Source organism: Streptomyces sp. NPDC127092 (assembly GCF_042722475.1).
Lineage (GTDB): Bacteria > Actinomycetota > Actinomycetes > Streptomycetales > Streptomycetaceae > Streptomyces.
This window is the reverse complement of record NZ_JBHXFE010000045.1, coordinates 1-21,924: the sequence shown is the minus strand read 5'-3', so window position 1 is coordinate 21,924 and position 21,924 is coordinate 1. Positions and strand designations below refer to the sequence as shown.

Here is a 21,924-nt window from a genome sequence, read left to right as displayed (position 1 = left end):
GCAACAGAGGCTGCGAAGGTCCTGTGGAGCAGTTGGTTAGCTCGCCACCCTGTCAAGGTGGAGGTCGCGGGTTCAAGTCCCGTCAGGATCGCCGGCGAAGAAGGCCCGCACCGTTCGGTGCGGGCCTTCTTGCGTTCCCTCCGACGAGGGACCAAGGTCCCACCAACGGGTGACCAACGCCGGGTTGGTGAACTCTCCGGAAGTGGAAGGCTGTTCGGTGGCAAGAGTCGCGCGATGTGACGGGTGTCACTGAATCAGTTTCAGAAACTGTCTCACTTACACCCTTCCTACATGGCCCCGATTTAATATGTGCAATTGCACCAGGTCTACGCGGGTACGCGGCGGAGGCGTGGCGGGTGCGCGGTGGGCGCGCGACGGGCGCATGGCGGGTGCTTCGCGGGAGCGGGGAGGCACAAAAAGATCGCGCTGGACCCGGCGGAGTCCAGCGCGATCGAAGACGGGGAACCTGTTGGGGCAGGTCACGCGTCGGCAGAGCTTTGGGGTGGGGCGGACCGGGTTGGGGGACCCGGAAAGTGCCCGGTGTTACGGGGTGTCGCGTGTGTCGCGGGCGCCTCAGGCCTCGCTGCGCTGCTGCGGAATGCCCGCCAGCAGGGCGCGGACCTCGGCCTCGCGGTACCGGCGGTGTCCACCCAGGGTGCGGATGGACGTGAGTTTGCCGGCCTTGGCCCAACGGGTCACCGTCTTCGGGTCCACGCGGAACATCGTGGCAACCTCGGCAGGGGTCAGCAGCGGCTCGGCATCAGGGGTGCGAGCGGTCATGAGCGGCCTCCTCGGGAGAACCGAACCTTCTCGGTTCTTTCCTCTAAATTCTGCACCTTGACCCGCCTTGCCCGAAATGGCAGAAGCGGGTCGAGTCGGTTATAGGACGAACGGCTTGTCCTCGGCACTACAACTACACCATCCGTCCAGCCACGTCGGCCAAACCGATGGAATTGCCCTCGCAGGTGTTCATCAGCGGCGGAAGTCGATGGACCATGCCATAACGGACAGTCACGCCACTGTGACGATCAGTCACAGAGCGATCAGGAGTCCTCAGACCCCCCATAGAGTGCAATGTCGAGCTTTCCGTCCTTACTTGGACGGAAGGAACCCTCCCCGGACTCCTTGTCCTATTTTGGCACGAGGGTGGGCGATGGGCGCAAGGGTGCGTTAAGTGCTGTCCGTCACGCTTGAGCCAAAGGCCCGGATCGGGACCTACGTCCTGCACCACACGCCCCAATGGCCCCACGAGAGCACACCAAAGACCCGAACTGGTGTCCATCGATGAAGATCATTTACATCAGGTGGACATGTCCTGTCGATGGTCAGTTGGCGAACTGCAGGTTGCGGATCGCCCGCCACCGCTCCGCGAGCCGCCCGTAGGCCTCCTCCGCGCCCGCCCCGTCGCCGTCCCGCAGCGCGGCGATCCCCTCGGCCACGTCCGCCGCCGACCGGTCCGCCGCCAGCGTCTCCGCGCCGACCGCGTGCACCAGACCGCCGTAGTCCAGCTCCACCAGCGCCCGCGGATGGAAGTCCTCGAGCCAGCGCCCCACCCCGACCAGGCTCTCCGTCATCGGCCCCTCCGCGATGGCGCCCCTTAGCGTCTTCAGGGCCCGCGCCAGCCGCCGCCGCGCCTGCGCCATCGGCGTCCGGTAGCGCAGCACCGGCGCGTCCCCCGCCGCCCGGTCCCCCGGCGCGTACTCCCGCTCCTCGTCCGAGAACACCGTGAACCAGCTCAGCGGCACCCGCCACACCGCGCCGCGGATCCACGGCCGCGCGTCCGGATTCCGCTCCCGCCACCGCTCGTGGTCCGCCACGGCCTGGTCCCGCACCACCGGCGGCACCATCGCGTCCAGGACCGGCGCCGGCAGCGTCCCGCCCACCAGCTCCTCCATCGCCAGCCAGGCGCGCAGCCGGGTCCGCCAGGGACAGACCAGGACCTCCCCGTCGACCGTCGCCACGAACGCGTCGGCGCTCTCGTGCACGGGCACCGGTACCGGCGGCACCGGCACCAGGTCGGCCAGGGAGCGCCGCAGTTCGTCCTGCGCGCCCGGGATGTCCGCGCGGCGCGCGTAGCGGGCCCAGTGGCCCCGCTCCGGCTCCGGGAACGCGGCCAGCGGCTCGTACACCCGCAGATAGGCGGCATAGGGGACGAGCACCGAGGAGGGGACCGACATGTCGCAAATCCTTCCACGCCCGTACTCCGCGAGGGGGTGATCCTCGGCACTGCTTCCCTGCTACGGCCAGGTAGGACTTACCCTGCTCCCGACCTGGTCCCACCCCCACCCGCAGGGGGGACCTTCCGCCGCTTCGTTTTGGGAGTCACCACCGTGACCGATGTGACCGGCGTTCCTGATGTACTGCACACCCTGTTCCACTCGGAGCAGGGCGGCCACGAGCAGATCGTGCTGTGCCAGGACCGCGCCACCGGCCTCAAGGCCGTCATCGCTCTCCACAACACCGCCCTGGGCCCGGCCCTCGGCGGCACCCGTTTCTACCCGTACGCCACCGAGGCCGAGGCGATCGCCGACGCGCTGAACCTCTCCCGCGGCATGTCGTACAAGAACGCCATGGCCGGCCTGGACCACGGCGGCGGCAAGGCCGTCATCATCGGCGACCCCGAGAAGATCAAGACCGAGGAACTGCTCCTCGCCTACGGACGCTTCGTCGCCTCCCTCGGCGGCCGCTACGTCACCGCGTGCGACGTCGGCACCTACGTCGCCGACATGGACGTCGTCGCCCGGACCAACCGGTGGACCACCGGCCGCTCGCCCGAGAACGGCGGCGCCGGCGACTCCTCCGTCCTCACCGCCTTCGGCGTCTTCCAGGGCATGCGCGCCTCCGCGCAGCACCTGTGGGGCGACCCCACGCTGCGCGGCCGCAAGGTCGGCGTCGCGGGCGTCGGCAAGGTCGGCCACTACCTGGTCGAGCACCTGGTCGCCGACGGCGCCGAGGTCGTGATCACCGACGTCCGCGAGGAGTCGGTGCGCCGGATCACCGAGAAGTTCCCGCAGGTCACCGTCGCCGCCGACACCGACGCCCTGATCCGCACCGAGGGCCTGGACGTCTACGCCCCGTGCGCCCTGGGCGGCGCACTGAGCGAGGAGACCGTGCCGTTCCTCACCGCGGCCATCGTCTGCGGCGCGGCCAACAACCAGCTGGCCCACCCCGGCATCGAGAAGGACCTCGTGGAGCGCGGCATCCTCTACGCGCCCGACTACGTGGTCAACGCCGGTGGCGTGATCCAGGTCGCCGACGAGCTCCACGGCTTCGACTTCGACCGCTGCAAGGCCAAGGCCACGAAGATCTTCGACACCACCCTGGAGATCTTCGCACGTGCGAAGTCCGACGGCATTCCGCCGGCCGCCGCGGCCGACCGGATCGCCGAGCAGCGCATGGCGGAAGCGCGCGGGGCCTGAGCTTGACAGGGACGGTCCGCCGCTCGGCGAGCGATTCGCGAGACTTCGCTCACGCCGATCGGCGGGTCGGACCTCAAGAAGAGGTTAAAATCGCGATTGACCAGCGAGGACAGGGCACCTCCATGGTTCTGTACCGGGGTATGTGATGCGCACGGCGTACCGTAGACCGACGGAAACAGGTACCGTTGAAGCCCTACGGACCGGTCTCTCTCAGAGAGTCCGTTCCGGATCATGAACGCGTGTCAAGACTCTGGGGCCAGAGAGCCCCGTCACCGAGGGGGTCGAGCCATGGGGCGCGGCCGGGCAAAGGCCAAGCAGACCAAGGTCGCCCGCCAGCTGAAGTACAGCAGCGGCGGGACTGACCTGTCGCGTCTGGCCAGCGAGCTGGGCGCATCGACTTCGAGCCAGCCGCCGAATGGCGAGCCGTTCGAGGACGACGACGAGGAAGACGACCCGTACGCGCAGTACGCGGATCTCTACAACACGGACGACGAGGACGAGGACGACGAGTCCGGTCCGGCGTCCTCCCAGCGTCGCGCTTGACCTTCTGAACGTCGAAACCCGGTCCGGGGTACCCGGACCGGGTTTCTGCGCTGTCCGGGTGCGGAGGGGCGGTCGTAGCGGTCCCTTGGCGGAAACGCCGAAGGAGCGCCCCTCCGAGAGGCGCTCCTTCGTAGGTTCTGCGGCTTCCTAGCTCGCGTAGTCGCCGACCAGCTCCGCGCCGGTCTCCTTGTCGCCGCGCTCGGTGATCTCACCGGCGACCCAGGACTCGACGCCGCGGTCGGCCAGGGTGGTGAGGGCCGCGTCCACGGAGTCGGCGGGGACCACGGCCATCATGCCGACGCCCATGTTCAGCGTCTTCTCCAGCTCCAGGCGCTCGACCCGGCCGGCCTTGCCGACGAGGTCGAAGACGGCGCCGGGCGCCCAGGTCGAGCGGTCCACGACGGCGTGCAGACCGTCCGGGATCACCCGGGCCAGGTTGGCGGCGAGGCCGCCGCCCGTGATGTGGCTGAAGGCGTGCACCTCGGTCGTCCGGGTGAGCGCCAGGCAGTCCAGCGAGTAGATCTTGGTGGGCTCCAGGAGCTCCTCGCCCAGGGTCCGGCCGAACTCCTCGACCTGCTGGTCGAGGGTCATGCCGGCCCGGTCGAACACCACGTGGCGGACGAGCGAGTACCCGTTGGAGTGAAGACCCGAGGACGCCATGGCGATGACGGCGTCACCCGTACGGATGCGATCCGCGCCGAGCAGGCGGTCGTGCTCCACGACACCGGTGCCCGCGCCGGCGACGTCGAAGTCGTCCGGGCCGAGCAGGCCGGGGTGCTCGGCGGTCTCGCCGCCGACCAGGGCGCAGCCGGCCAGGACGCAGCCCTCGGCGATGCCCTTGACGATGGCGGCGACCCGCTCGGGGTGGACCTTGCCGACGCAGATGTAGTCGGTCATGAAGAGCGGCTCGGCACCGCAGACGACGATGTCGTCCATGACCATGGCGACCAGGTCGTGGCCGATGGTGTCGTACACGCCCATCTGGCGGGCGATGTCGACCTTCGTGCCGACGCCGTCGGTGGCCGAGGCGAGCAGCGGACGCTCGTAGCGCTTGAGGGCGGAGGCGTCGAAGAGGCCGGCGAAGCCGCCGAGGCCGCCGAGGACCTCGGGGCGCCGGGTCTTCTTCACCCACTCCTTCATGAGCTCGACGGCGCGGTCGCCCGCTTCGATGTCGACGCCCGCGGAGGCGTAGCTGGCGCCGCCCTCGGCAGGGGGGTGCTGAGACATGGCTTCAGAGCTTTCGTGTCGTCGTGCTGCTCGTACCGCTCGCGCCGCGGGTCGCGGCGCGAGCGACGGGGGTCTTACGGGCGGCGCAGGGCGTCGGCGGCCGCGGTGGCGGCGGGACCGGCGGCCAGCTCGGTCTCCAGGAGCTGCTTGCCCAGCAGCTCCGGGTCCGGAAGCTCCATCGGGTACTCGCCGTCGAAGCAGGCGCGGCACAGGTTGGGCTTCTGGATGGTGGTCGCCTCGATCATCCCGTCGAGCGAGATGTACGAGAGCGAGTCGGCACCGAGCGACCTGCCGATCTCCTCGACCGACATGCCATTGGCGATCAGCTCCGCGCGGGTGGCGAAGTCGATGCCGAAGAAGCAGGGCCACTTCACCGGCGGCGAGGAGATCCGGATGTGGACCTCGGCGGCGCCGGCCTCGCGGAGCATCCGGACCAGCGCGCGCTGGGTGTTGCCGCGGACGATCGAGTCGTCGACGACCACCAGGCGCTTGCCCTTGATGACTTCCCTGAGGGGGTTCAGCTTCAGCCGGATGCCCAGCTGGCGGATGGTCTGCGAGGGCTGGATGAAGGTCCGGCCGACGTAGGCGTTCTTGACCAGGCCGGCGCCGAACGGGATGCCGGAGGCCTCCGCGTAGCCGATCGCCGCCGGGGTGCCGGACTCCGGCGTCGCTATCACCAGGTCGGCCTCGACGGGGGCCTCCTTGGCGAGCCGGCGGCCCATCTCCACGCGGGAGAGGTACACGTTCCGGCCGGCGATGTCGGTGTCGGGGCGGGCCAGGTACACGTACTCGAAGACACAGCCCTTGGGCTTCGCTTCCGCGAATCGCGAGGTGCGGATGCCGTTCTCGTCGATGGCGATCAGCTCGCCCGGCTCGACCTCGCGGACGAAGGTCGCACCGCAGATGTCGAGGGCGGCGCTCTCGGAGGCGACGACCCAGCCGCGCTCGAGACGGCCGAGCACCAGCGGGCGGATGCCCTGCGGGTCACGGGCCGCGTAGAGGGTGTGCTCGTCCATGAAGACGAGGGAGAAGGCGCCCTTGACGTCGGGGAGGATCTTCGTGGCGGCCTGCTCGATGGTGAGCGGCGTGCCGTCCTCGGCCACCTGGCCCGCGAGCAGCGCGGTGACCAGGTCGGTGTCGTTGGTGGCGGCGACCCGGTTGGTGCGGCCCTCCTTCTTGGGGAGGTCGGCGACCATCTCGGCCAGCTGCGCCGTGTTCACCAGGTTGCCGTTGTGGCCGAGCGCGATGGAGCCGTGGGCGGTCGCCCGGAACGTCGGCTGCGCGTTCTCCCACACGGAGGCTCCGGTGGTCGAGTAGCGGGCGTGACCGACCGCGATATGACCCTGGAGGGAACCGAGAGAAGTCTCGTCGAAGACCTGGGACACGAGGCCCATGTCCTTGAAGACGAGGATCTGGGAGCCGTTGCTTACCGCGATTCCCGCGGATTCCTGGCCCCGATGCTGGAGGGCGTAGAGCCCGAAGTACGAGAGCTTTGCGACCTCTTCACCCGGAGCCCAGACACCGAAGACGCCACAAGCGTCCTGGGGGCCTTTCTCACCGGGGAGCAGATCGTGATTGAGTCGACCGTCTCCGCGTGGCACGCCACCGAGTGTAGGCGAGATCGACCATCGGTCCGAATTCGCGGACGGGGCGTGATAGGCCCTTCCGTCCGCCCGTAGGATCCCACAAACTGATCCTTGAATCCTTGTCGGAGCCCACAAAGCAAGGGCCACAAGGGTTACCGGGCGGTAGCCAAGATCGGAGCCGTACCGAGCGGACGCTCGTACGGTGCGGGGCGAACGGTCGGGATGTGACGGAGTCCACGGTGCGGAACGGTCGTTGACACCTCCCGTTGCCCTCCGCCAGGCTTGCCGATCATGCAGCCCGTCAGCGACGTCGACCTCTCGGTCACCCTTGTGGCGCGCCGGCACGTGGACCTGGCCCGTGTCGCGAGCGCGATCTGTCGCCGCGCCTGAACCTTCTTCCCGCCCGGCCCCCGGCTCCTTCGGCCCCGGGCCGTTCCCGCCGCCCTCGCGCAGGCATCACACGCCGGCTTCTTCCGGCGTCCCACGCTGCATTCCCACCAGGAGACCCGTATGTCCACGCCCCTGTCCCGGCGTGCCCTCGGCGGTGCCGCCGTCGGCGCCGCCGCAGGAGTCGCCCTCGGCGCCTCGGCACCCACCGCTTCCGCCGCTCCCTCTCCCGCTGCCGCCGGCTCTGCCTCTCCCTCCGCCTCTGTCGAGGAGCGGCCGTTCCGCGCCGCGCCCGGACGCCACTCCAAGCGGCCCCACATCCTCTTCATCCTCGGCGACGACCTCGGCTGGGCCGATCTCTCCTCCTACGGCTCCCCGCACATCCGCACCCCGCACCTCGACCGGCTCGCGCGCCAGGGACTCCGCTTCACGAACGCCTACTCCGGCTCCGCCACCTGCTCCCCCACCCGGTTCAGCCTCTACACCGGCCGCTACCCGGGCCGCACCAAGGGCGGACTCGCCGAACCCATCGCCGACAAGTCCGTCGGCCTGGAGCCCACCCACCCCACGCTCGCCTCCCGGCTGCGCGACGCCGGCTACAGCACCGCCCTCATCGGCAAGTGGCACTGCGGCTACCTGCCCGACTACTCCCCCACCGCCTCCGGCTGGGACGAGTTCTTCGGCAACTTCGGCGGCGCCCTGGAGTACTACTCCAAGCTCGGCCTCGGCGGCGAGTACGACCTCTACGAGGGCGACGCCGCGTACAAGGACCTCCGCTACTACACGCGCATCCTCACCGAGCGGGCGAGCGAGTACGTGAGCCGCGACCACGACCGGCCCTTCCTCCTCAACCTGAACTTCACCACCCCCCACTGGCCGTGGATCGCCGACGGCGACGAGGAGGCGAGCGCCGAGATCGTCCGTCGGATCAAGGCCGGCGACCGCTCCGCCCTGTGGCACCAGGACGGCGGCTCCGTAGAGAAGTACAAGGAGATGGTCGAGGACCTCGACCGCTCCGTCGGGACGGTCCTCGCCGCGCTGAAGCGGGCGGGCCGCGAGCGCGACACCCTCGTCTTCTTCGGCAGCGACAACGGCGGCGAACGCTTCTCCTACAACTGGCCGCTCGCCGGCAACAAGGGCTCCCTCCAGGAGGGCGGCATCCGCGTCCCGTCCATACTGCGCTGGCCCGCCCGGATCGACGGCGGCCAGGTCAGCGACCTGCCCGTCTTCTCGCCCGACTGGACCGCCACCCTCCTCGAACTGGGCGGCGCCCGCCCCCACCCCGCCTACCCGCTCGACGGCACCAGCCTGGCCGGACACCTCCTGCGCGGCGAGGACGTGCCCGAGCGCGACCTGTTCTGGCGGGTGCGGGGCGAGCGGGCGCTGCGCCGCGGCGACTGGAAGTACTACCGGGGCAAGAGCGGCCGCGACCAGCTGTTCAACCTCGCTGAGGACGCCCGTGAGCAGGCCGACCGGGCCCCGTACGAGCAGGCGCGGCTCGCCGAGCTGAAGGCCTCCTGGGAACGCACGGACGCCGGACTCCTCCCCTACGGCGGCTAGCGCCTGCCCGGGCTGGAGCTGCCCGGCCTTTCCGGGCAGAGTCGGCCGCTGCCCGGCCCTGATCCGGAAGAGGCGGCCTAGCCCTCGACCGTTTCCGCGCGGGCCGTGAAGCCCTGGCCGTCCACGTCCGTGACGGTCAGGGTGCGGTGGTCAAGACGGTAGGTGAGGGGGCCGTCGAGGGCGTCGTACAGCTTGGTCTCCAGGTCCATCTCCGGGCCCGTGCAGATCATCCGGGTCGTCGCGATCGCCCCGAGGGTGATCGTCTTCTCCGTGATCTTCGCGGGAGCGGAGACCCGGTTGCAGCCCAGGCGGCCGGTGAGCCTGCCGTCCTTGCCGAAGGTCAGCTTCGCCTTGCCCTCCGAGCCCGCCGGCAGCGAACCGGACGTGTCCCCGCTGAGCAGCGCGTCCACCGTCCAGGTCGTGCCGACCAGCGGGGAACCCGACTCGGCGACCAGCTCCATGGTCCTGCGGCCGTCGGACGAGGCCAGCGTGAGGCCCTTCTCCTGGAGCCGTCCGGTCAGCCTGCCGGTGAAGGTCTTCAGCAGCGCCCGCTCGAAGCGGTCGCGGTCGGCGGGACAGCCGATCAGGGTGACCTCGTGCGTGGAGACGGTCAGCGTGTCGCCGTTCACGGCGACGGCGGCGCCGAAACTGTTGCAGCCGCTGTGGCCCCGGGCGCGGCCGTTCTCCTCGATCTCCAGGCGCGCGCCGGGCGGCGCGACGGACCGGGTGCCGTCGACCGTGACCGCGGCGATCGTCCAGTGACTGCCGGCCAGGGGCAGGTCGGGGGTGTCCGTGTCGGCACCGGCTCCTGGGCCGGTGCCGCCCTCCGCGCCGCACGCGGCGAGCAGGGCGACCAGAGCGGTGACGGCGGCGGCGGCGAGTACGCGCGGCTTCTGCAGCATGCCGATGGGACGGGCCGCCCGGCGAGACGGTTCCGCCGGGTCGCGCCGCCCACCGGCCGTGGCCCCAGGCCGTCGCCCCTGCCCGTGGCCCGTCAGGCCATCAGCGGCAGCAGTGCGGACAGGTCGGCCCGCTCCCCGCTGGCGCTGACCCGCGCCGCGTCCAGCTCCGTCGCCCAGTCGGTACGCCCGGTCGCGAGCCGGATCCACGTCAGCGGGTCCGTCTCGACCACGTTGGGCGGGGTGCCGCGGGTGTGCCGCGGGCCCTCGACGCACTGCACCACGGCGAACGGCGGCACCCGCATCTCCACCGCCCCGCCGGGGGCCTTCGCGGCGAGGGCGTCCGCGAGCAGCCGCGTGCAGGCGGCGAGCGCCTGCCGGTCGAGGGGAACGTCGAGGCCCGCGGCCCGGTTCAGGTCGTCGGTGTGGACGACGAGTTCGACGGTGCGGGTGACCAGGAAGTCACCGAGCCGCATGGGCCCGATCCACAGGTCGAGCACCCGGTCGTCGTCGTGCGCGGCGAGCGCCTCCGCGAGCCGGCTTCCGGCCCGCTCGTACAGCTCGGGCAGCGGCGCTCCGGTGAGCGTCTCGCGGGCCGCGTCGGCGATCCTCCCGGACAGCGCGACGGTGGTGAAGGGCCACTGGTGCGGCAGGAGTTCGCCCTTGGCGGCCGGCGGGCGGTCGAGCGAGCCGGCCAGCGAGTCCGCGATCCACGCGACGTGCGCGGCGAGGTCGGCCACCGTCCACGCCCCCAGACCCGTCGGACGGTCCAGCTGGTCGGGCGCCAGCCCGGTCACGGCGTCGGCGACGTGCCGGAACTGGGCGGACACGGCGGCGCGGATCTTGGCGGAGTCGTAGTTTCGGGCGCGCTTCTTGGCAGGTGGCATGGGCAGAGGCTAGCCCCGAGACTTGAGGGAGGGGGACGTCCGCTCACGAAAGGCAGTGGCGGGGCCATGACCCATCACGAGCACCCCGACGCGGCTCTGGTGCGCCGGGGCTACGAAGCGTTCAGCACCGGTGACATGGAGACGCTCGCCTCCCTCCTGACCGGCGACTGCACCCATCACTCGCCCGGCGAGAGCCAGATGTCCGGGCACTTCAAGGGCAGGGACAACGTCCTCGCCCACTACGGCAAGCTCATGGAGCTGACGGACGGCACCTTCCGCGTCGAGCTGAAGGGCGTCTACCCGGACGGCAGGGGCCACGTCATGTCCGTCCACAAGTGGCACGGCGACCGGGGTGACCGGGGCATCGAGATGGAGGGCGGCCTCTTCTTCACGATCATCGGCGACAAGGTCTCCGACATCGACGAGTGCGTCGCGGACATCGTCGAGTCCGACGCCTTCTGGGGCTCGGCCGACTGACGCCGCACGCGACGGAGCCCCCGCCCGGGAAGGGCGGGGGCTCGTCTCCGTACGGCGGTATCCGTACGGCAGGACGTCAGGCCAGCAGGCCCGGGATCGTCGCCTCGTGCACGGCGCGCAGCTCCTCCAGGGAGGCGCTGAACTCGCCCTGCACCTCGACCGCGTCCCCGTCGACGACACCGATCCGGGTCGCCGGCAGACCCCGCGCACCGCACATGTCGGTGAAGCGGAGCTCCTCGCTGCGCGGGACGGACACGACCGCCCGGCCGGCCGACTCGCTGAAGAGGAAGGTGAACGCGTCCAGGCCCTCCGGGACGACCAGGCGCGCGCCGTTGCCGCCGCGCAGGCAGGACTCGACGACCGCCTGGACGAGTCCGCCGTCGGACAGGTCGTGGGCCGCGTCGATCATGCCGTCGCGCGAGGCCGCGATCAGGATCTCGCCGAGCAGCTTCTCCCGGTCGAGGTCCACGGCCGGCGGCATGCCGCCGAGGTGCTGGTGGATCACCTCGGACCAGGCCGAGCCGCCGAACTCCTCCTTGGTGTCGCCGAGCAGGTAGAGGAGCTGGCCCTCCTCCGCGAAGGCGATCGGGGTGCGGCGGTTGACGTCGTCGATCACACCGAGGACGGCCACGACGGGCGTCGGGTGGATGGCCACGTCACCGGTCTGGTTGTACAGCGACACGTTGCCGCCGGTGACCGGGGTGCCGAGCGCGAGGCAGCCGTCCGCGAGACCACGGGTGGCCTCGGCGAACTGCCACATGACCGCCGGGTCCTCGGGCGAACCGAAGTTCAGGCAGTCCGAGACCGCCAGCGGCTTGGCGCCGGAGGCGGCGACGTTGCGGTACGCCTCCGCCAGCGCGAGCTGCGCACCGGTGTACGGGTCGAGCTTGGCGTACCGGCCGTTGCCGTCGGTCGCCATGGCCACGCCCAGGTTCGACTCCTCGTCGATCCGGACCATGCCGGCGTCCTCGGGCTGGGCGAGCACGGTGTTGCCCTGCACGAAGCGGTCGTACTGGTCGGTGATCCACGCCTTGGAGGCCTGGTTCGGGGAGCCGACCAGCTTGAGGACCTGGTCCTTCAGCTCGGCGCCGTCCTGCGGGCGGGCCAGCTTGCCGGCGTCGTCGGCCTGGAGGGCGTCCTGCCACACCGGGCGCTCGTACGGCCGGTGGTAGGTCGGGCCCTCGTGGGCGACGGTGCCCGGGGGCACGTCCACGATCAGCTCGCCGTGCCAGTAGATCTCGAGGTGGTCGCCGTCCGTGACCTCACCGATGACGGTGGCGGTGACGTCCCACTTCTCGCAGATCTCCATGAAGCGGTCGACGTGCTGCGGCTCGACGATCGCGCACATGCGCTCCTGCGACTCGCTCATGAGGATCTCCTCCGGCGAGAGCGTCGCGTCGCGCAGCGGCACGGTGTCGAGCTCGACCCGCATGCCGCCGGAGCCGGCCGAGGCCAGCTCGGAGGTGGCGCAGGACAGGCCGGCGCCGCCGAGGTCCTGGATGCCCGCGACCAGCTTCTCCTTGAAGATCTCCAGGGTGCACTCGATGAGGAGCTTCTCCTGGAACGGGTCGCCGACCTGGACGGCGGGGCGCTTGGTGGGCTTGGTGTCGTCGAAGGTCTCGGACGCGAGGACCGAGACGCCGCCGATGCCGTCGCCGCCGGTGCGGGCGCCGTAGAGGATGACCTTGTTGCCGGGGCCGGAGGCCTTGGCGAGGTGGATGTCCTCGTGCTTCATGACGCCGATGCAGCCGGCGTTGACCAGCGGGTTGCCCTGGTAGCAGGAGTCGAAGACGACCTCGCCGCCGATGTTGGGCAAGCCCAGGCAGTTGCCGTAGCCGCCGATGCCGGCGACGACACCGGGCAGCACGCGCTTGGTGTCGGGGTGGTCGGCGGCACCGAAGCGCAGCGGGTCGACCACGGCGACCGGGCGGGCACCCATGGCGAGGATGTCGCGGACGATGCCGCCGACGCCGGTGGCCGCGCCCTGGTAGGGCTCGATGTAGCTCGGGTGGTTGTGCGACTCGACCTTGAAGGTGACCGCGTAGCCCTGGCCGACGTCGACGACGCCCGCGTTCTCGCCGATGCCGACGAGCATGGCGTCGTTCTCGGGGGCCTTCTCGCCGAACTGCTTCAGGTGGACCTTGCTGCTCTTGTAGGAGCAGTGCTCGGACCACATGACGGAGTACATGGCGAGCTCGGCGCCGGTGGGACGGCGGCCGAGGATCTCGCGGATGCGCGCGTACTCGTCCTCCTTGAGGCCGAGCTCCTTCCAGGGCTGCTCGCTGTCCGGCGTCTCGCTCGCGTGCTTGACGGTGTCGAGGCTCATCAGGCGTTGACCAGCTTCTTGAGGATCGAGGTGAAGAAACCGAGTCCGTCCGTCTTGCCGGTGCCGATCAGCGGCTCGACGGCGTGCTCGGGGTGCGGCATGAGGCCCACGACGTTGCCCGCGGCGTTGGTGATGCCCGCGATGTCGCGCAGCGAGCCGTTGGGGTTCATGTCCAGGTAGCGGAAGGCCACCCGCCCCTCGGCCTCCAGCTCGTCGAGCGTGCGCTCGTCGGCGACGTACCGGCCGTCCATGTTCTTGAGCGGGACCTCGATCTCCTGACCCTGGTGGTAGTCCGAGGTCCAGGCGGTCTCCGCGTTCTCCACCCGCAGCTTCTGGTCGCGGCAGATGAAGTGGAGGTGGTTGTTGCGCAGCATGGCGCCCGGCAGCAGGTGGGCTTCGGTGAGGATCTGGAAGCCGTTGCAGATGCCGAGGACGGGCATGCCCGCCTTCGCCTGCTCGATGATCGTCTCCATCACCGGCGAGAAGCGGGAGATGGCTCCGGCCCGCAGGTAGTCGCCGTAGGAGAAGCCGCCCGCGAGGACCACCGCGTCGACCTGCTTGAGGTCCTTGTCGCGGTGCCACAGCGAGACGGGCTCGGCCCCCGCGAGGCGGGCGGCACGCAGCGCGTCCCGGTCGTCGAGCGTTCCGGGGAACGTGACGACGCCGATGCGTGCGGTCACGACTCCACCTTCACGATGAAGTCTTCGATCACGGTGTTGGCAAGGAAGGTTTCGGCCATCTCATGGATGCGGGCGAGGGCGGCCTCGTCGACCGGCCCCTCCACCTCCAGCTCGAAGCGCTTCCCCTGGCGGACGTCGGCGATCCCGTCGAACCCGAGGCGGGGCAGTGCACGCTGCACCGCCTGTCCCTGCGGGTCGAGGATCTCCGGCTTGAGCATGACGTCGACTACGACGCGTGCCACTGGCACTCCCGGTGGTGTGTTGCGTGGGCGGTTCCCTCAGCGTACCTGCCTCCAAAATCTACGCGAGTAGAAGTCTGAAGGATCCTACAAAGCGCCCCGAAACACCACGCCGGTTAATTCAAGCGGAATACTGCCCGCCACCGCCCGCCGACCGTGACACGCGGAAACAATTGCCTGGGCTTCACAATGCGACACCCACCGCTGTACAAAGGAATACAGAGGAACGCAATATTGCCCCCGGGTGGCCGTCGTATCGGCATCGCTGCACGTCAGGGCGGTGCCAACCCCTCCGACGACACGGCGATCCGCAGGAAAGGACCGATATCCGTGGCTCAGCGAGTAGTGGTCACCCTCTTCGACGACATCGACGGCGGAGAAGCGGCGGAAACGGTCGCGTTCGGCCTGGACGGGAAGATGTACGAGATCGACCTGAATCCCGCCAACGCAAAGAAACTGCGCAAGGTCCTCGCCCCGTACCTGGCCGCGGGCCGCAAGGTGAGTGCGGCAGGTCACAGAAAGGGCGGCAAGCCGGTCGACGGCGGCTACAAGCACACCACCCTCGAGCCCGACCCGGCCGCCGTACGCGCCTGGGCCCAGTCCAACAAGCTCGACGTGCCGGCCCGCGGCCGCATCCCCAAGCGGGTCTACGAGGCCTTCCGCGCCGCCGGCTGAGCCGATTTGCCATGCACCCCCCATGATCCGCTAGAGTCTGGATCACGCCGAGGGGCGAGGCCGCAAAGCCGAGTCCCACGCAGCGTGCGGGTGTAGTTCAGTAGCAGAACAGCCCCCTTCCAGGGGGAAGGCGCAGTGTGCGATCCCTGTCACCCGCTCTGCATCACGATGTCGGACCACTCCGGTGGATCAGGTAGAGTGGTGCTCGCACCGCCCGGTGAAAGCCGGTCGGAGGCATGCGGACGTGGCTCAGTTGGTAGAGCATCACCTTGCCAAGGTGAGGGTCGCGAGTTCGAATCTCGTCGTCCGCTCAGGGAGCGAAGGCCCCGGTTCTCAGGAACCGGGGCCTTCGTCGTTCCCTGTCGACCGATGTGGCGACAGCCACAGGGCGAGGGCCGGGAAACCGTGTGATTCGCCCCCGCAATCCTGTGTATAGTTAGCAGCGCGCTACGGCGCAGGCGGACGTGGCTCAGTTGGTAGAGCATCACCTTGCCAAGGTGAGGGTCGCGAGTTCGAATCTCGTCGTCCGCTCCATGAAGAAGCCCCCGGTCGATCCGACCGGGGGCTTTCTCGTTCCCTCAGGACCAGCGGTTGCCGGTGAGCAGCTCGTACGCCTCCACGTACTTGGCGCGGGTCCGCTCCACGACCTCCTGCGGCAGCGCCGGCGGCGGCTGCTCGCTCTTGCGGTCCCAGCCGGACGCCGGCGAGGTCAGCCAGTCGCGCACGAACTGCTTGTCGTACGAGGGCTGGGCGCGGCCCGGCTGCCACTGGTCGGCCGGCCAGAAGCGGGAGGAGTCCGGGGTGAGGACCTCGTCGGCGAGGACCAGGTGCTCGCCCTCCGGGGTGGACTCGAAGCCGAACTCGAACTTGGTGTCGGCCAGGATGATCCCGCGCTCGCGGGCGATGTCCCGGGCCCGGCTGTAGACGGCGAGGGTCGTCTGGCGCAGCATGGCGGCCGTCTCCGCGCCGACCTGGCGGGCCACCTCCTCGTACGCGACGTTCTCGTCGTGGTCGCCGACGGCGGCTTTCGTCGCCGGGGTGAAGATCGGCGCGGGCAGCTCGGAGCCGTCGGTCAGGCCCTCGGGCAGCGCGAGACCGCAGACGGTGCGGGACTCCTCGTACTCGACCAGGCCGGAACCGGTGAGGTAGCCGCGGGCCACGCACTCGACCGGGACCATGTTCAGGGACTTGCAGATCAGCGTGCGGCCAGCCCAGTCGGCGGGCGCGCCGACCGGGAGTTCGGTCGACAGGACGTGGTTCGGGGCCAGGTCGGCGAGCCGGTCGAACCACCAGAGCGAGAGCTGGGTGAGCACCCGGCCCTTGTCGGGGATCTCGGTGGGCAGCACCCAGTCGTACGCGGACATGCGGTCGCTCGCCACCATGACGAGGTCGCCCGCCTCGTTGCGGTACAGGTCGCGGACCTTGCCCGTGTGGAGATGGGTGAGGCCCGGGACCTGGACGGGTTCGGGCTTTTCTACGAATCCGGACACGGTTCCTCCGCGTAGGTTGATCCAGGAGCGTGTCCGATTCTCCCTCACCCGGGCCGGCATCCGGCCGCCGGGCCCTGTGACGCCCCGCTCAGTCCGCCTCCCGGCTCTCCGCCGGACCTCCGGCCGGGCCCTCGCTCAGTCCCTCTTGCAGATGCGGTCGAGGAGGTTCGCGGTGGCGCGCTGGACACGGGCGTCGACATGGCCCGGCCGGTCGAGCGCCGGCGACCAGGCGAAGGTGCCGGAGGCGAAGACCCAGGCGCCGGACGGAGCCCGGTAGAGGCTCGTCTCCTGGTGCCGCCGCACGCCCTCGCTGTCCCGGTAGGGCGAGTGGGCGAGCAGGATGCGGCCCTGGTGCTCGGGCAGCGCGGTGCGCGGGAAGTAGCGGTCGGCCTCGCCCGCGACCAGGCCCGGGATCTCGTCGCCCTCGCCCGCGCCGGTGGCCTCCCAGAGCCAGTGGTCCGCGTTCCGTACGACCAGCGGGTGCGGTTCGGGCACCCGGCCCGCGTACTGGATGCCCAGCAGCTGCTGCTCGGGCCGGTCGACCTCGCGCCAGAGCGCCGGGCGGCCCGGGCCACGGCGCTTGCGGCAGGTCAGGAGCCGGTCCGGGGCGCCGGACGGCGAGGGCGCCAGGTCCACCTGCCAGTACATGGTGTTGGCCGACAGGAAGACCAGCGAGGTGCCCTGGTCGCGGGCGAGCTCGGCGGTCCGGCGCATGGGGACCGACCAGTACTCGTCGTGGCCGGGGAAGACCAGACCGCGGTAGCGGCTGGGATCCACCCGGCCCGCGTGCAGGTCACGGGTCTCCGCGTACGCCAGGTCGTAGCCGTAGCGCTCGGCCCAGCGGATGAAGTCGTAGGCGTGCCCGACGTGCAGCGGCAGGCCCGCGCCCGCGTACGGGCGGTCGAAGGAGACGGTGACGGCCGCCTCCTCCTCGCCGAGCAGCCGGCCCTCCTCGTCCCACGCGTGGTAGAGGCTGGCGCCGGTGCGGCCGTCCTCCGGATAGAGGTTGTACGCCTGCCAGGTCACGTCCGGCAGGACGAGCAGCAGGTCCGCCGGATGGCTGTCGCGCACGGTGAAGGGGATGTGGGAGCGGTAGCCGCCGGCCGTGGTGAGCACGGCGACGTACGCCCCGATCGACCAGTACGTGGGGATCTGCAGCCGCCAGGACTGCCACCAGTGGTGGCAGGAGACGGTCCGGTCGACGGCCAGCGGCGCCGGCTGGACGATCCCGGACAGCCGCGGACTCGTGGTGATCTTGGCGGCGCCGTCCCCGCCGTAGTGCCCGATGCGGTAGACGTCGACCGAGAACTGCTGCGGCGGGTCCACGGTGATGTGGAAGTCGATCGCCTCACCGGGCGCCACCGCCCCGTCGGACGCGAAGCCCTTGATCTGGCCGCGCACGTCGTCAGCGGTGCGGGGGCCGCCGCCACCGCCGCGGGCCAGGGTCTCGTCGGCGTACCACGGCACCATCTGGCCGGTGTCGTCGAAATAGTTCTCGGAGCCGCGCAGCCAGGGCAGCGGGCCCTGGCCGAAGGGATCCGAGACGGCGTGGGCGAGCGCGCCCGACTCCCACCGCCTGATCTGCTCCGCCCCCATGTCGCGCCCTCCCTCGACTCCCCCGGGTGTTCGGCTGTGCCTCTGGTGTCTGCCTGCTGATGGTGCCTCTGTCAGTGCCGGTCTCCAGCACATCACATAACGCACCCACTCCGTCACCGTTCGTCGTGAATTGACGAGAGTGGAAGACGGCCCTCCGGGTGGAGAGCCCGGCGGCGGCACACCGGGACGGGCCCGGGGCACGCCGTCACACCAGGCGGACCGGCTTCTCCGGGCGGACCCCGGTCCTCGTCAGCCAGGCGCGCAGCGGCCGCGGATCGCCGTCCTCGACCAGGCACAGCACGGCGGGGGCGAGATCGGTGCTCCGCTCGCCCCGTACGAACAGGGCCGGGCCGTCCAGCCAGTCGAGGCCCGGAGCCGCGTCCGCCGAGTCCACGGCGGCGCAGCAGACCATCGCGGCGACGTGGTCGGCGAGCAGGTCGCGCCCGGTACGGGGCGGCTGGAGCGGGAACAGCGGCAGCGGCCCGTCGGGCCCCTCGGCGGCCGGCGCGGCCGGTCGCAGCCCTTCCTCGCGCGCCGTCTGCGCGGTGAGCGCGGCGGCGAGGGCGTCGGCGGCTTCGGTCGGTGCCTCAGAGGCGACCTTCGTCGGTGCTTCCGTGGCGGCTTGCGCCGGTGCGTCGGGGGCGGCTTGCGTCGGTGCCTCGGAGGCGGCTTCCGTCGGCGCTTCCGTGGCGGCTTCCGCCGACGGCCGGGTCGTCCAGGGCGCGGACGCGCCCTCGCCCTCGCTCTCCCTCTCGCCCCCGCCTTCCCTCTCGCCCCCGCCTTCCCTCTCGCCCTCGCTCCCGTCCGCGCTCGTGTCCGCGCTCGTGTTCGTGTCTGTGGGGCCCGTCGTGAGGTGGGCCATGATCCGGGCAAGGGTCGGGGCGTCGGCGGCCGCGCCCGACGGTGCCGGGCTCGGCGGGGTGCTCAGGCCCAGCCGGTCCAGGACCTGGTGGAGGCGGGCCGCGTCGGCGCGCCACTTGCGGTCGACGACCTCCTCCGCGTACTCGCTCCACTCCACCGGGGCCCAGTCCGGGCTCGGCCCGGCCGGAGCGCCGTGGAAGAGCCGGGCGGCGAGCAGCGAGGCCGCCTCGTCGACCGCGCCCGGCTCCTCCAGGAGGTCGCAGGCGGGCCGCTCGCCGAGCCGCGAGGCGAAGCCGTCGGCGAGCCGGTCGCGACGGGACAGCTCGGTGAGCGCCGAGACCACGCCCGCGTCGAGGCGCGCGGGCCAGCGGCCCATCCGCCAGGCGGGCAGTGCCACGCGGGTGAGCAGCCGGTCCCAGCCCGCGTACGCCAGACCGACCTGCTCCTGGGCGACGATCCGCACCCCGTAGTCCACGGCCTGGGCACGCTCGGAGCCGGCCGCGGCGACGCCGCGCTCCATTTCGGCGGCATGGCCGCGGCAGCCCTTCAGCATGATCCCGGCCAGCCGGCCGACGCCCAGCGCGCCGAGCCTGCGGACCGGGTCGAGGCCGGGGCGCCGGGGCACGGCGACGGCCGCGTCGAGGCCGCGGACGAAGCGGCGGGCGGCCGCTATGTCGGGGTGCGCCGCCGGTCCCGTGCCGGCGACGACCGGGGCGAGGACCGCGCGCAGCTCGCCGACCCGCATCCACCAAAGGAAGGGCGAGCCGATGACGAGGACGGGCGCCTCGCCGGCGGCGTGCCGGCGGTGCGTGGGGTGGGAGCGGTCCTCGAGCCAGCTGTCGCAGTCGGGCGTCAGGGCTATCGCGGAGGGCGCGGGGACGCCGAGCCGGTCGGCGAGGTCGCGCACCAGCCGGTAGAGGTCGGGGGCCGCGCTCTCGGCGAGCTCGACCGTCGGCGTCACGGCCGGCTCGGAGCGGGCGACGACCGCCGCGACGGCCGCCGCGACGAGCAGCACGACCACGGCGAGGACGGTCACCACCCAGCGGGCGGCGTCCCAGCCGGGGCCGGTCATGTGGCCGGTGATCCCGCCCGCGTACAGGACGACGGCGACGGCGGCGGGAAGCACCGCGAGGCCGAGCGCCCTGCCGCGCACGCGGAGCACCGCGAGGGCCCGGGCGCGCGCGGCGCGCGCGCCGAGCTCGTCGCCGGCCGCTGAACCCGTACCGGTCACGCCGTACATCACCCCCTCCTGCCCTGGTCGGGACTGCCCGTGGCGGTGTTGCTCACTCCCCCACTGTGGCACCCGCCACTGACATCGCAATGTCGGTGGGCCAAGTGCCGGAACGCTTTCGCCGCACCCTAGTTGGGGCTTCGGCGGGCGTCATCCAGATGGGCGAGTCGTCACCCGATGGAATGGCTTTGGGCAAAGGTGATGACGGTGGCGCGGCCGTGCGGTTCACTGCGCGGCCGCGCCTCTTTCCGCCGCGCTCAGGCCCCGGCGGCCTTCAGTGCGATGTCCGTACGGTGCTGCGAGCCGTCAAGACGGATGCGGCCGACCGCCGCGTAGGCACGCTCGCGGGCCTCGGCCAGGTCCGTTCCGGTGGCGGTGACCGAGAGGACCCGGCCGCCCGCGCTCAGGACGGTGTCGCCGTCCCGCTTCGTACCGGCGTGGAGCACGTACGCGTGCGGCGCGTCCTGCTCCGCGACCTCGGCCAAGCCTTCGATCGGGTCGCCGGTGCGCGGGGTGCCCGGGTAGTTGTGGGAGGCGACGACCACGGTGACGGCGGCCTCGTCGCGCCAGGCGAGCGGGGCCTGGTCGGCGAGGGTGCCGTTGGCGGCGTTCAGGAGGACGCCGCCCAGCGGGGTCCTGAGGCGGGCCAGGACGACCTGGGTCTCCGGGTCGCCGAAGCGCGCGTTGAACTCGATGACCCGGACGCCGCGGCTGGTGAGCGCGAGACCCGCGTACAGCAGGCCGGAGAACGGGGTGCCCCGGCGGCGCAGCTCGTCGACCGTCGGCAGCAGGACGGTCTCCATGACCTCGTCGACCAGCTTGGGGTCGGCCCACGGCAGCGGCGAGTAGGCGCCCATGCCGCCGGTGTTCGGGCCCTCGTCGCCGTCGAGCGCGCGCTTGAAGTCCTGCGCGGGCTGCAGCGGGAGGACGGTGACGCCGTCGGTGATGGCGAAGAGGGAGACCTCGGGGCCGTCCAGGTACTCCTCGATCACGACGCGGTCGCAGGCGAGGGCGTGCGCCCGGGCCTGCTCCAGGTCCTCGGTCACCACGACGCCCTTGCCGGCCGCGAGACCGTCGTCCTTGACGACGTACGGAGCGCCGAAGGCGTCGAGCGCCTCGTCGATCTCCTCGGGAGTGGTGCAGACGTAGCTGCGGGCGGTCGGCACGCCGGCCGCGGCCATGACGTCCTTGGCGAAGGCCTTGGAGCCCTCCAGCTGCGCGGCCTCCTGGGAGGGGCCGAAGACCGGGATGCCGGCCGCGCGGACGGCGTCGGCGACACCCGCGACGAGCGGGGCCTCCGGGCCGACGACGACGAGCTCGGCGCCGAGCTCGGTCGCGAGCGAGGCGACGGCGGCGCCGTCGAGCTGGTCGACGGGGTGGAGCTCGGCGACCTCGGCGATTCCGGCGTTGCCGGGCGCGCAGTGCAGAGCGGTGACGTCGGGATCGAGGGAGAGGGAGCGGCACAGGGCGTGTTCGCGGGCGCCGCCGCCGATGACGAGGACCTTCACGCCAGCCAGGGTAGCCCGCGGGCGCCCGTGATCTTTGTGCGGGCCACTGAGCGGGACGCCCCTACTCGTTCGTGTATTCCTCCAGGACGGTGGCGCCGAGCTCGCGCACGATCAGCTCGTGCCCGGACAACGCGGAGTCCACGAGGTCCGGGTCGTCCTCCTCGGGCACGTCGTCCTCGGGCGCGACCGGGGGCGGCGCCTGCGGCGTGTGGACCGGGGCGGGCGCCTGCCGCACCGGCGGCTGCGGCTGCACGGGCGCCGGTGCCGGGGCCTGCGGCGCCGCCTGTACGGGCGCGGGTGCGGGCGCGGCGGCCTGCGGGGCCGGGGCCGGGG

At 71.4% G+C, this 21,924-nt stretch carries 19 protein-coding genes, 4 tRNA genes and 1 pseudogene; 10 read left to right on the top strand and 14 right to left on the bottom strand.

Translation table 11 applies throughout. The annotated features are described in order from the left end of the window. The first annotated feature begins 17 nt into the window (after positions 1-17). Positions 18-91: transfer RNA gene (locus tag ACFWJO_RS30090), tRNA-Asp, on the top strand. 482 nt (positions 92-573) lie between these two features. Here ACFWJO_RS30090 and bldC read toward each other — a convergent pair. Beyond that, entirely contained in the window at positions 574-780 is a 207-nt protein-coding gene (bldC, locus tag ACFWJO_RS30085; protein ID WP_003949541.1) for a developmental transcriptional regulator BldC, read from the bottom strand. 545 nt (positions 781-1,325) lie between these two features. Continuing rightward, positions 1,326-2,177 (bottom strand): hypothetical protein, encoded by an 852-nt coding sequence (locus ACFWJO_RS30080; RefSeq protein WP_386870162.1) that lies wholly within the window; start codon positions 2,175-2,177, stop codon positions 1,326-1,328. 153 nt (positions 2,178-2,330) lie between these two features. Between ACFWJO_RS30080 and ACFWJO_RS30075 the strand changes: the two genes are divergently transcribed. Together ACFWJO_RS30075 and ACFWJO_RS30070 are read left to right on the top strand one after the other, a co-directional pair. Then, complete coding sequence (locus ACFWJO_RS30075) at positions 2,331-3,419, top strand: Leu/Phe/Val dehydrogenase (protein WP_384407360.1); 1,089 nt, start codon at positions 2,331-2,333, stop codon at positions 3,417-3,419. Between the two features lie 288 nt (positions 3,420-3,707). Next, positions 3,708-3,962, top strand: coding sequence for a DUF3073 domain-containing protein (locus ACFWJO_RS30070; RefSeq protein WP_384407362.1), 255 nt, complete (start codon positions 3,708-3,710; stop codon positions 3,960-3,962). Positions 3,963-4,109: 147 nt separating this feature from the next. Here ACFWJO_RS30070 and purM read toward each other — a convergent pair whose 3' ends face one another. Then, the gene (gene purM, locus ACFWJO_RS30065; RefSeq protein ID WP_386870159.1) at positions 4,110-5,189 is read right to left on the bottom strand and encodes a phosphoribosylformylglycinamidine cyclo-ligase; all 1,080 of its coding nucleotides are present in this window, start codon (positions 5,187-5,189) and stop codon (positions 4,110-4,112) included. 74 nt (positions 5,190-5,263) lie between these two features. Continuing rightward, complete coding sequence (gene purF / locus ACFWJO_RS30060; RefSeq protein WP_385692787.1) at positions 5,264-6,790, bottom strand: amidophosphoribosyltransferase; 1,527 nt, start codon at positions 6,788-6,790, stop codon at positions 5,264-5,266. A 276-nt stretch (positions 6,791-7,066) separates the two neighbouring features. Here purF and ACFWJO_RS30055 point away from each other — a divergent pair, with 276 nt between their 5' ends. Then, the gene (locus ACFWJO_RS30055; RefSeq protein WP_385692786.1) at positions 7,067-7,165 is read left to right on the top strand and encodes a putative leader peptide; all 99 of its coding nucleotides are present in this window, start codon (positions 7,067-7,069) and stop codon (positions 7,163-7,165) included. 120 nt (positions 7,166-7,285) lie between these two features. Beyond that, the gene (locus tag ACFWJO_RS30050) at positions 7,286-8,722 is read left to right on the top strand and encodes a sulfatase (protein ID WP_386870157.1); all 1,437 of its coding nucleotides are present in this window, start codon (positions 7,286-7,288) and stop codon (positions 8,720-8,722) included. A 77-nt stretch (positions 8,723-8,799) separates the two neighbouring features. On the opposite strand, the gene ACFWJO_RS30045 is transcribed toward ACFWJO_RS30050, so the two are convergent. Together ACFWJO_RS30045 and ACFWJO_RS30040 are read right to left on the bottom strand one after the other, a co-directional pair. Continuing rightward, the gene (locus tag ACFWJO_RS30045) at positions 8,800-9,624 is read right to left on the bottom strand and encodes an META domain-containing protein (RefSeq protein WP_386870155.1); all 825 of its coding nucleotides are present in this window, start codon (positions 9,622-9,624) and stop codon (positions 8,800-8,802) included. 92 nt (positions 9,625-9,716) lie between these two features. Then, a complete protein-coding gene (locus tag ACFWJO_RS30040) occupies positions 9,717-10,508 on the bottom strand; it encodes a sterol carrier family protein (protein ID WP_386870153.1) in 792 nt (263 codons plus the stop codon). 66 nt (positions 10,509-10,574) lie between these two features. Here ACFWJO_RS30040 and ACFWJO_RS30035 point away from each other — a divergent pair, with 66 nt between their 5' ends. Then, positions 10,575-10,985: a nuclear transport factor 2 family protein gene (locus ACFWJO_RS30035; RefSeq protein ID WP_386870151.1), complete on the top strand. Its 411-nt coding sequence runs from the start codon at positions 10,575-10,577 to the stop codon at positions 10,983-10,985. Positions 10,986-11,061: 76 nt separating this feature from the next. On the opposite strand, the gene purL is transcribed toward ACFWJO_RS30035, so the two are convergent. Genes purL through purS form a run of 3 tightly spaced genes read right to left on the bottom strand, consistent with a single transcriptional unit; the run spans position 11,062 to position 14,233 of the window. Further along, the gene (gene purL / locus ACFWJO_RS30030; protein WP_386870149.1) at positions 11,062-13,311 is read right to left on the bottom strand and encodes a phosphoribosylformylglycinamidine synthase subunit PurL; all 2,250 of its coding nucleotides are present in this window, start codon (positions 13,309-13,311) and stop codon (positions 11,062-11,064) included. Beyond that, positions 13,311-13,991, bottom strand: a complete 681-nt coding sequence (gene purQ, locus ACFWJO_RS30025) for a phosphoribosylformylglycinamidine synthase subunit PurQ (protein WP_386870147.1) — start codon at positions 13,989-13,991, stop codon at positions 13,311-13,313. The genes purL and purQ overlap by 1 nt, the downstream gene beginning before the upstream one ends. Beyond that, positions 13,988-14,233: a phosphoribosylformylglycinamidine synthase subunit PurS gene (purS, locus tag ACFWJO_RS30020; protein ID WP_009996980.1), complete on the bottom strand. Its 246-nt coding sequence runs from the start codon at positions 14,231-14,233 to the stop codon at positions 13,988-13,990. Before purS ends, purQ begins: the two co-directional genes overlap by 4 nt. A gap of 327 nt (positions 14,234-14,560) precedes the next feature. On the opposite strand from purS, the gene ACFWJO_RS30015 reads away from it, so the two are divergent. The 4 genes from ACFWJO_RS30015 to ACFWJO_RS30000 all read left to right on the top strand — a co-directional run bounded on the left by ACFWJO_RS30015 (position 14,561) and on the right by ACFWJO_RS30000 (position 15,439). Beyond that, complete coding sequence (locus ACFWJO_RS30015) at positions 14,561-14,905, top strand: Lsr2 family protein (RefSeq protein ID WP_386870145.1); 345 nt, start codon at positions 14,561-14,563, stop codon at positions 14,903-14,905. Between the two features lie 86 nt (positions 14,906-14,991). Continuing rightward, positions 14,992-15,063 (top strand) — tRNA-Gly (locus tag ACFWJO_RS30010). 80 nt (positions 15,064-15,143) lie between these two features. Beyond that, positions 15,144-15,216 (top strand) — tRNA-Gly (locus tag ACFWJO_RS30005). Positions 15,217-15,363: 147 nt separating this feature from the next. Next, positions 15,364-15,439 (top strand) — tRNA-Gly (locus tag ACFWJO_RS30000). Positions 15,440-15,483: 44 nt separating this feature from the next. Here the strand turns inward: ACFWJO_RS30000 and ACFWJO_RS29995 are convergent. From ACFWJO_RS29995 to ACFWJO_RS29975, 5 genes and pseudogenes are all read right to left on the bottom strand, one after another. Continuing rightward, positions 15,484-16,395 (bottom strand): phosphoribosylaminoimidazolesuccinocarboxamide synthase, encoded by a 912-nt coding sequence (locus tag ACFWJO_RS29995; RefSeq protein ID WP_386870143.1) that lies wholly within the window; start codon positions 16,393-16,395, stop codon positions 15,484-15,486. A 135-nt stretch (positions 16,396-16,530) separates the two neighbouring features. Further along, positions 16,531-17,991, bottom strand: a complete 1,461-nt coding sequence (locus tag ACFWJO_RS29990) for a N,N-dimethylformamidase beta subunit family domain-containing protein (RefSeq protein ID WP_386870141.1) — start codon at positions 17,989-17,991, stop codon at positions 16,531-16,533. Between the two features lie 205 nt (positions 17,992-18,196). Further along, positions 18,197-20,092: a hypothetical protein gene (locus ACFWJO_RS29985; RefSeq protein ID WP_386870139.1), complete on the bottom strand. Its 1,896-nt coding sequence runs from the start codon at positions 20,090-20,092 to the stop codon at positions 18,197-18,199. A gap of 248 nt (positions 20,093-20,340) precedes the next feature. Further along, the gene (gene purD, locus ACFWJO_RS29980; RefSeq protein WP_386870137.1) at positions 20,341-21,591 is read right to left on the bottom strand and encodes a phosphoribosylamine--glycine ligase; all 1,251 of its coding nucleotides are present in this window, start codon (positions 21,589-21,591) and stop codon (positions 20,341-20,343) included. Positions 21,592-21,652: 61 nt separating this feature from the next. Continuing rightward, positions 21,653-21,924 (bottom strand): annotated as a pseudogene (locus ACFWJO_RS29975) (DNA polymerase III subunit gamma and tau); the annotation flags it as partial.

What these genes read in the sequence shown, in the direction of transcription:
- bldC (WP_003949541.1), bottom strand. Translation starts at nt 780, where the DNA reads ATGACCGCTCGCACCCCTGATGCCGAGCCGCTGCTGACCCCTGCCGAG.
- ACFWJO_RS30080 (WP_386870162.1), bottom strand. Translation starts at nt 2,177, where the DNA reads ATGTCGGTCCCCTCCTCGGTGCTCGTCCCCTATGCCGCCTATCTGCGG.
- ACFWJO_RS30070 (WP_384407362.1), top strand. Translation starts at nt 3,708, where the DNA reads ATGGGGCGCGGCCGGGCAAAGGCCAAGCAGACCAAGGTCGCCCGCCAG.
- purM (WP_386870159.1), bottom strand. Translation starts at nt 5,189, where the DNA reads ATGTCTCAGCACCCCCCTGCCGAGGGCGGCGCCAGCTACGCCTCCGCG.
- ACFWJO_RS30055 (WP_385692786.1), top strand. Translation starts at nt 7,067, where the DNA reads ATGCAGCCCGTCAGCGACGTCGACCTCTCGGTCACCCTTGTGGCGCGC.
- ACFWJO_RS30050 (WP_386870157.1), top strand. Translation starts at nt 7,286, where the DNA reads ATGTCCACGCCCCTGTCCCGGCGTGCCCTCGGCGGTGCCGCCGTCGGC.
- ACFWJO_RS30045 (WP_386870155.1), bottom strand. Translation starts at nt 9,624, where the DNA reads ATGCTGCAGAAGCCGCGCGTACTCGCCGCCGCCGCCGTCACCGCTCTG.
- ACFWJO_RS30040 (WP_386870153.1), bottom strand. Translation starts at nt 10,508, where the DNA reads ATGCCACCTGCCAAGAAGCGCGCCCGAAACTACGACTCCGCCAAGATC.
- ACFWJO_RS30035 (WP_386870151.1), top strand. Translation starts at nt 10,575, where the DNA reads ATGACCCATCACGAGCACCCCGACGCGGCTCTGGTGCGCCGGGGCTAC.
- purL (WP_386870149.1), bottom strand. Translation starts at nt 13,311, where the DNA reads ATGAGCCTCGACACCGTCAAGCACGCGAGCGAGACGCCGGACAGCGAG.
- ACFWJO_RS29990 (WP_386870141.1), bottom strand. Translation starts at nt 17,991, where the DNA reads ATGGGGGCGGAGCAGATCAGGCGGTGGGAGTCGGGCGCGCTCGCCCAC.
- ACFWJO_RS29985 (WP_386870139.1), bottom strand. Translation starts at nt 20,092, where the DNA reads ATGTACGGCGTGACCGGTACGGGTTCAGCGGCCGGCGACGAGCTCGGC.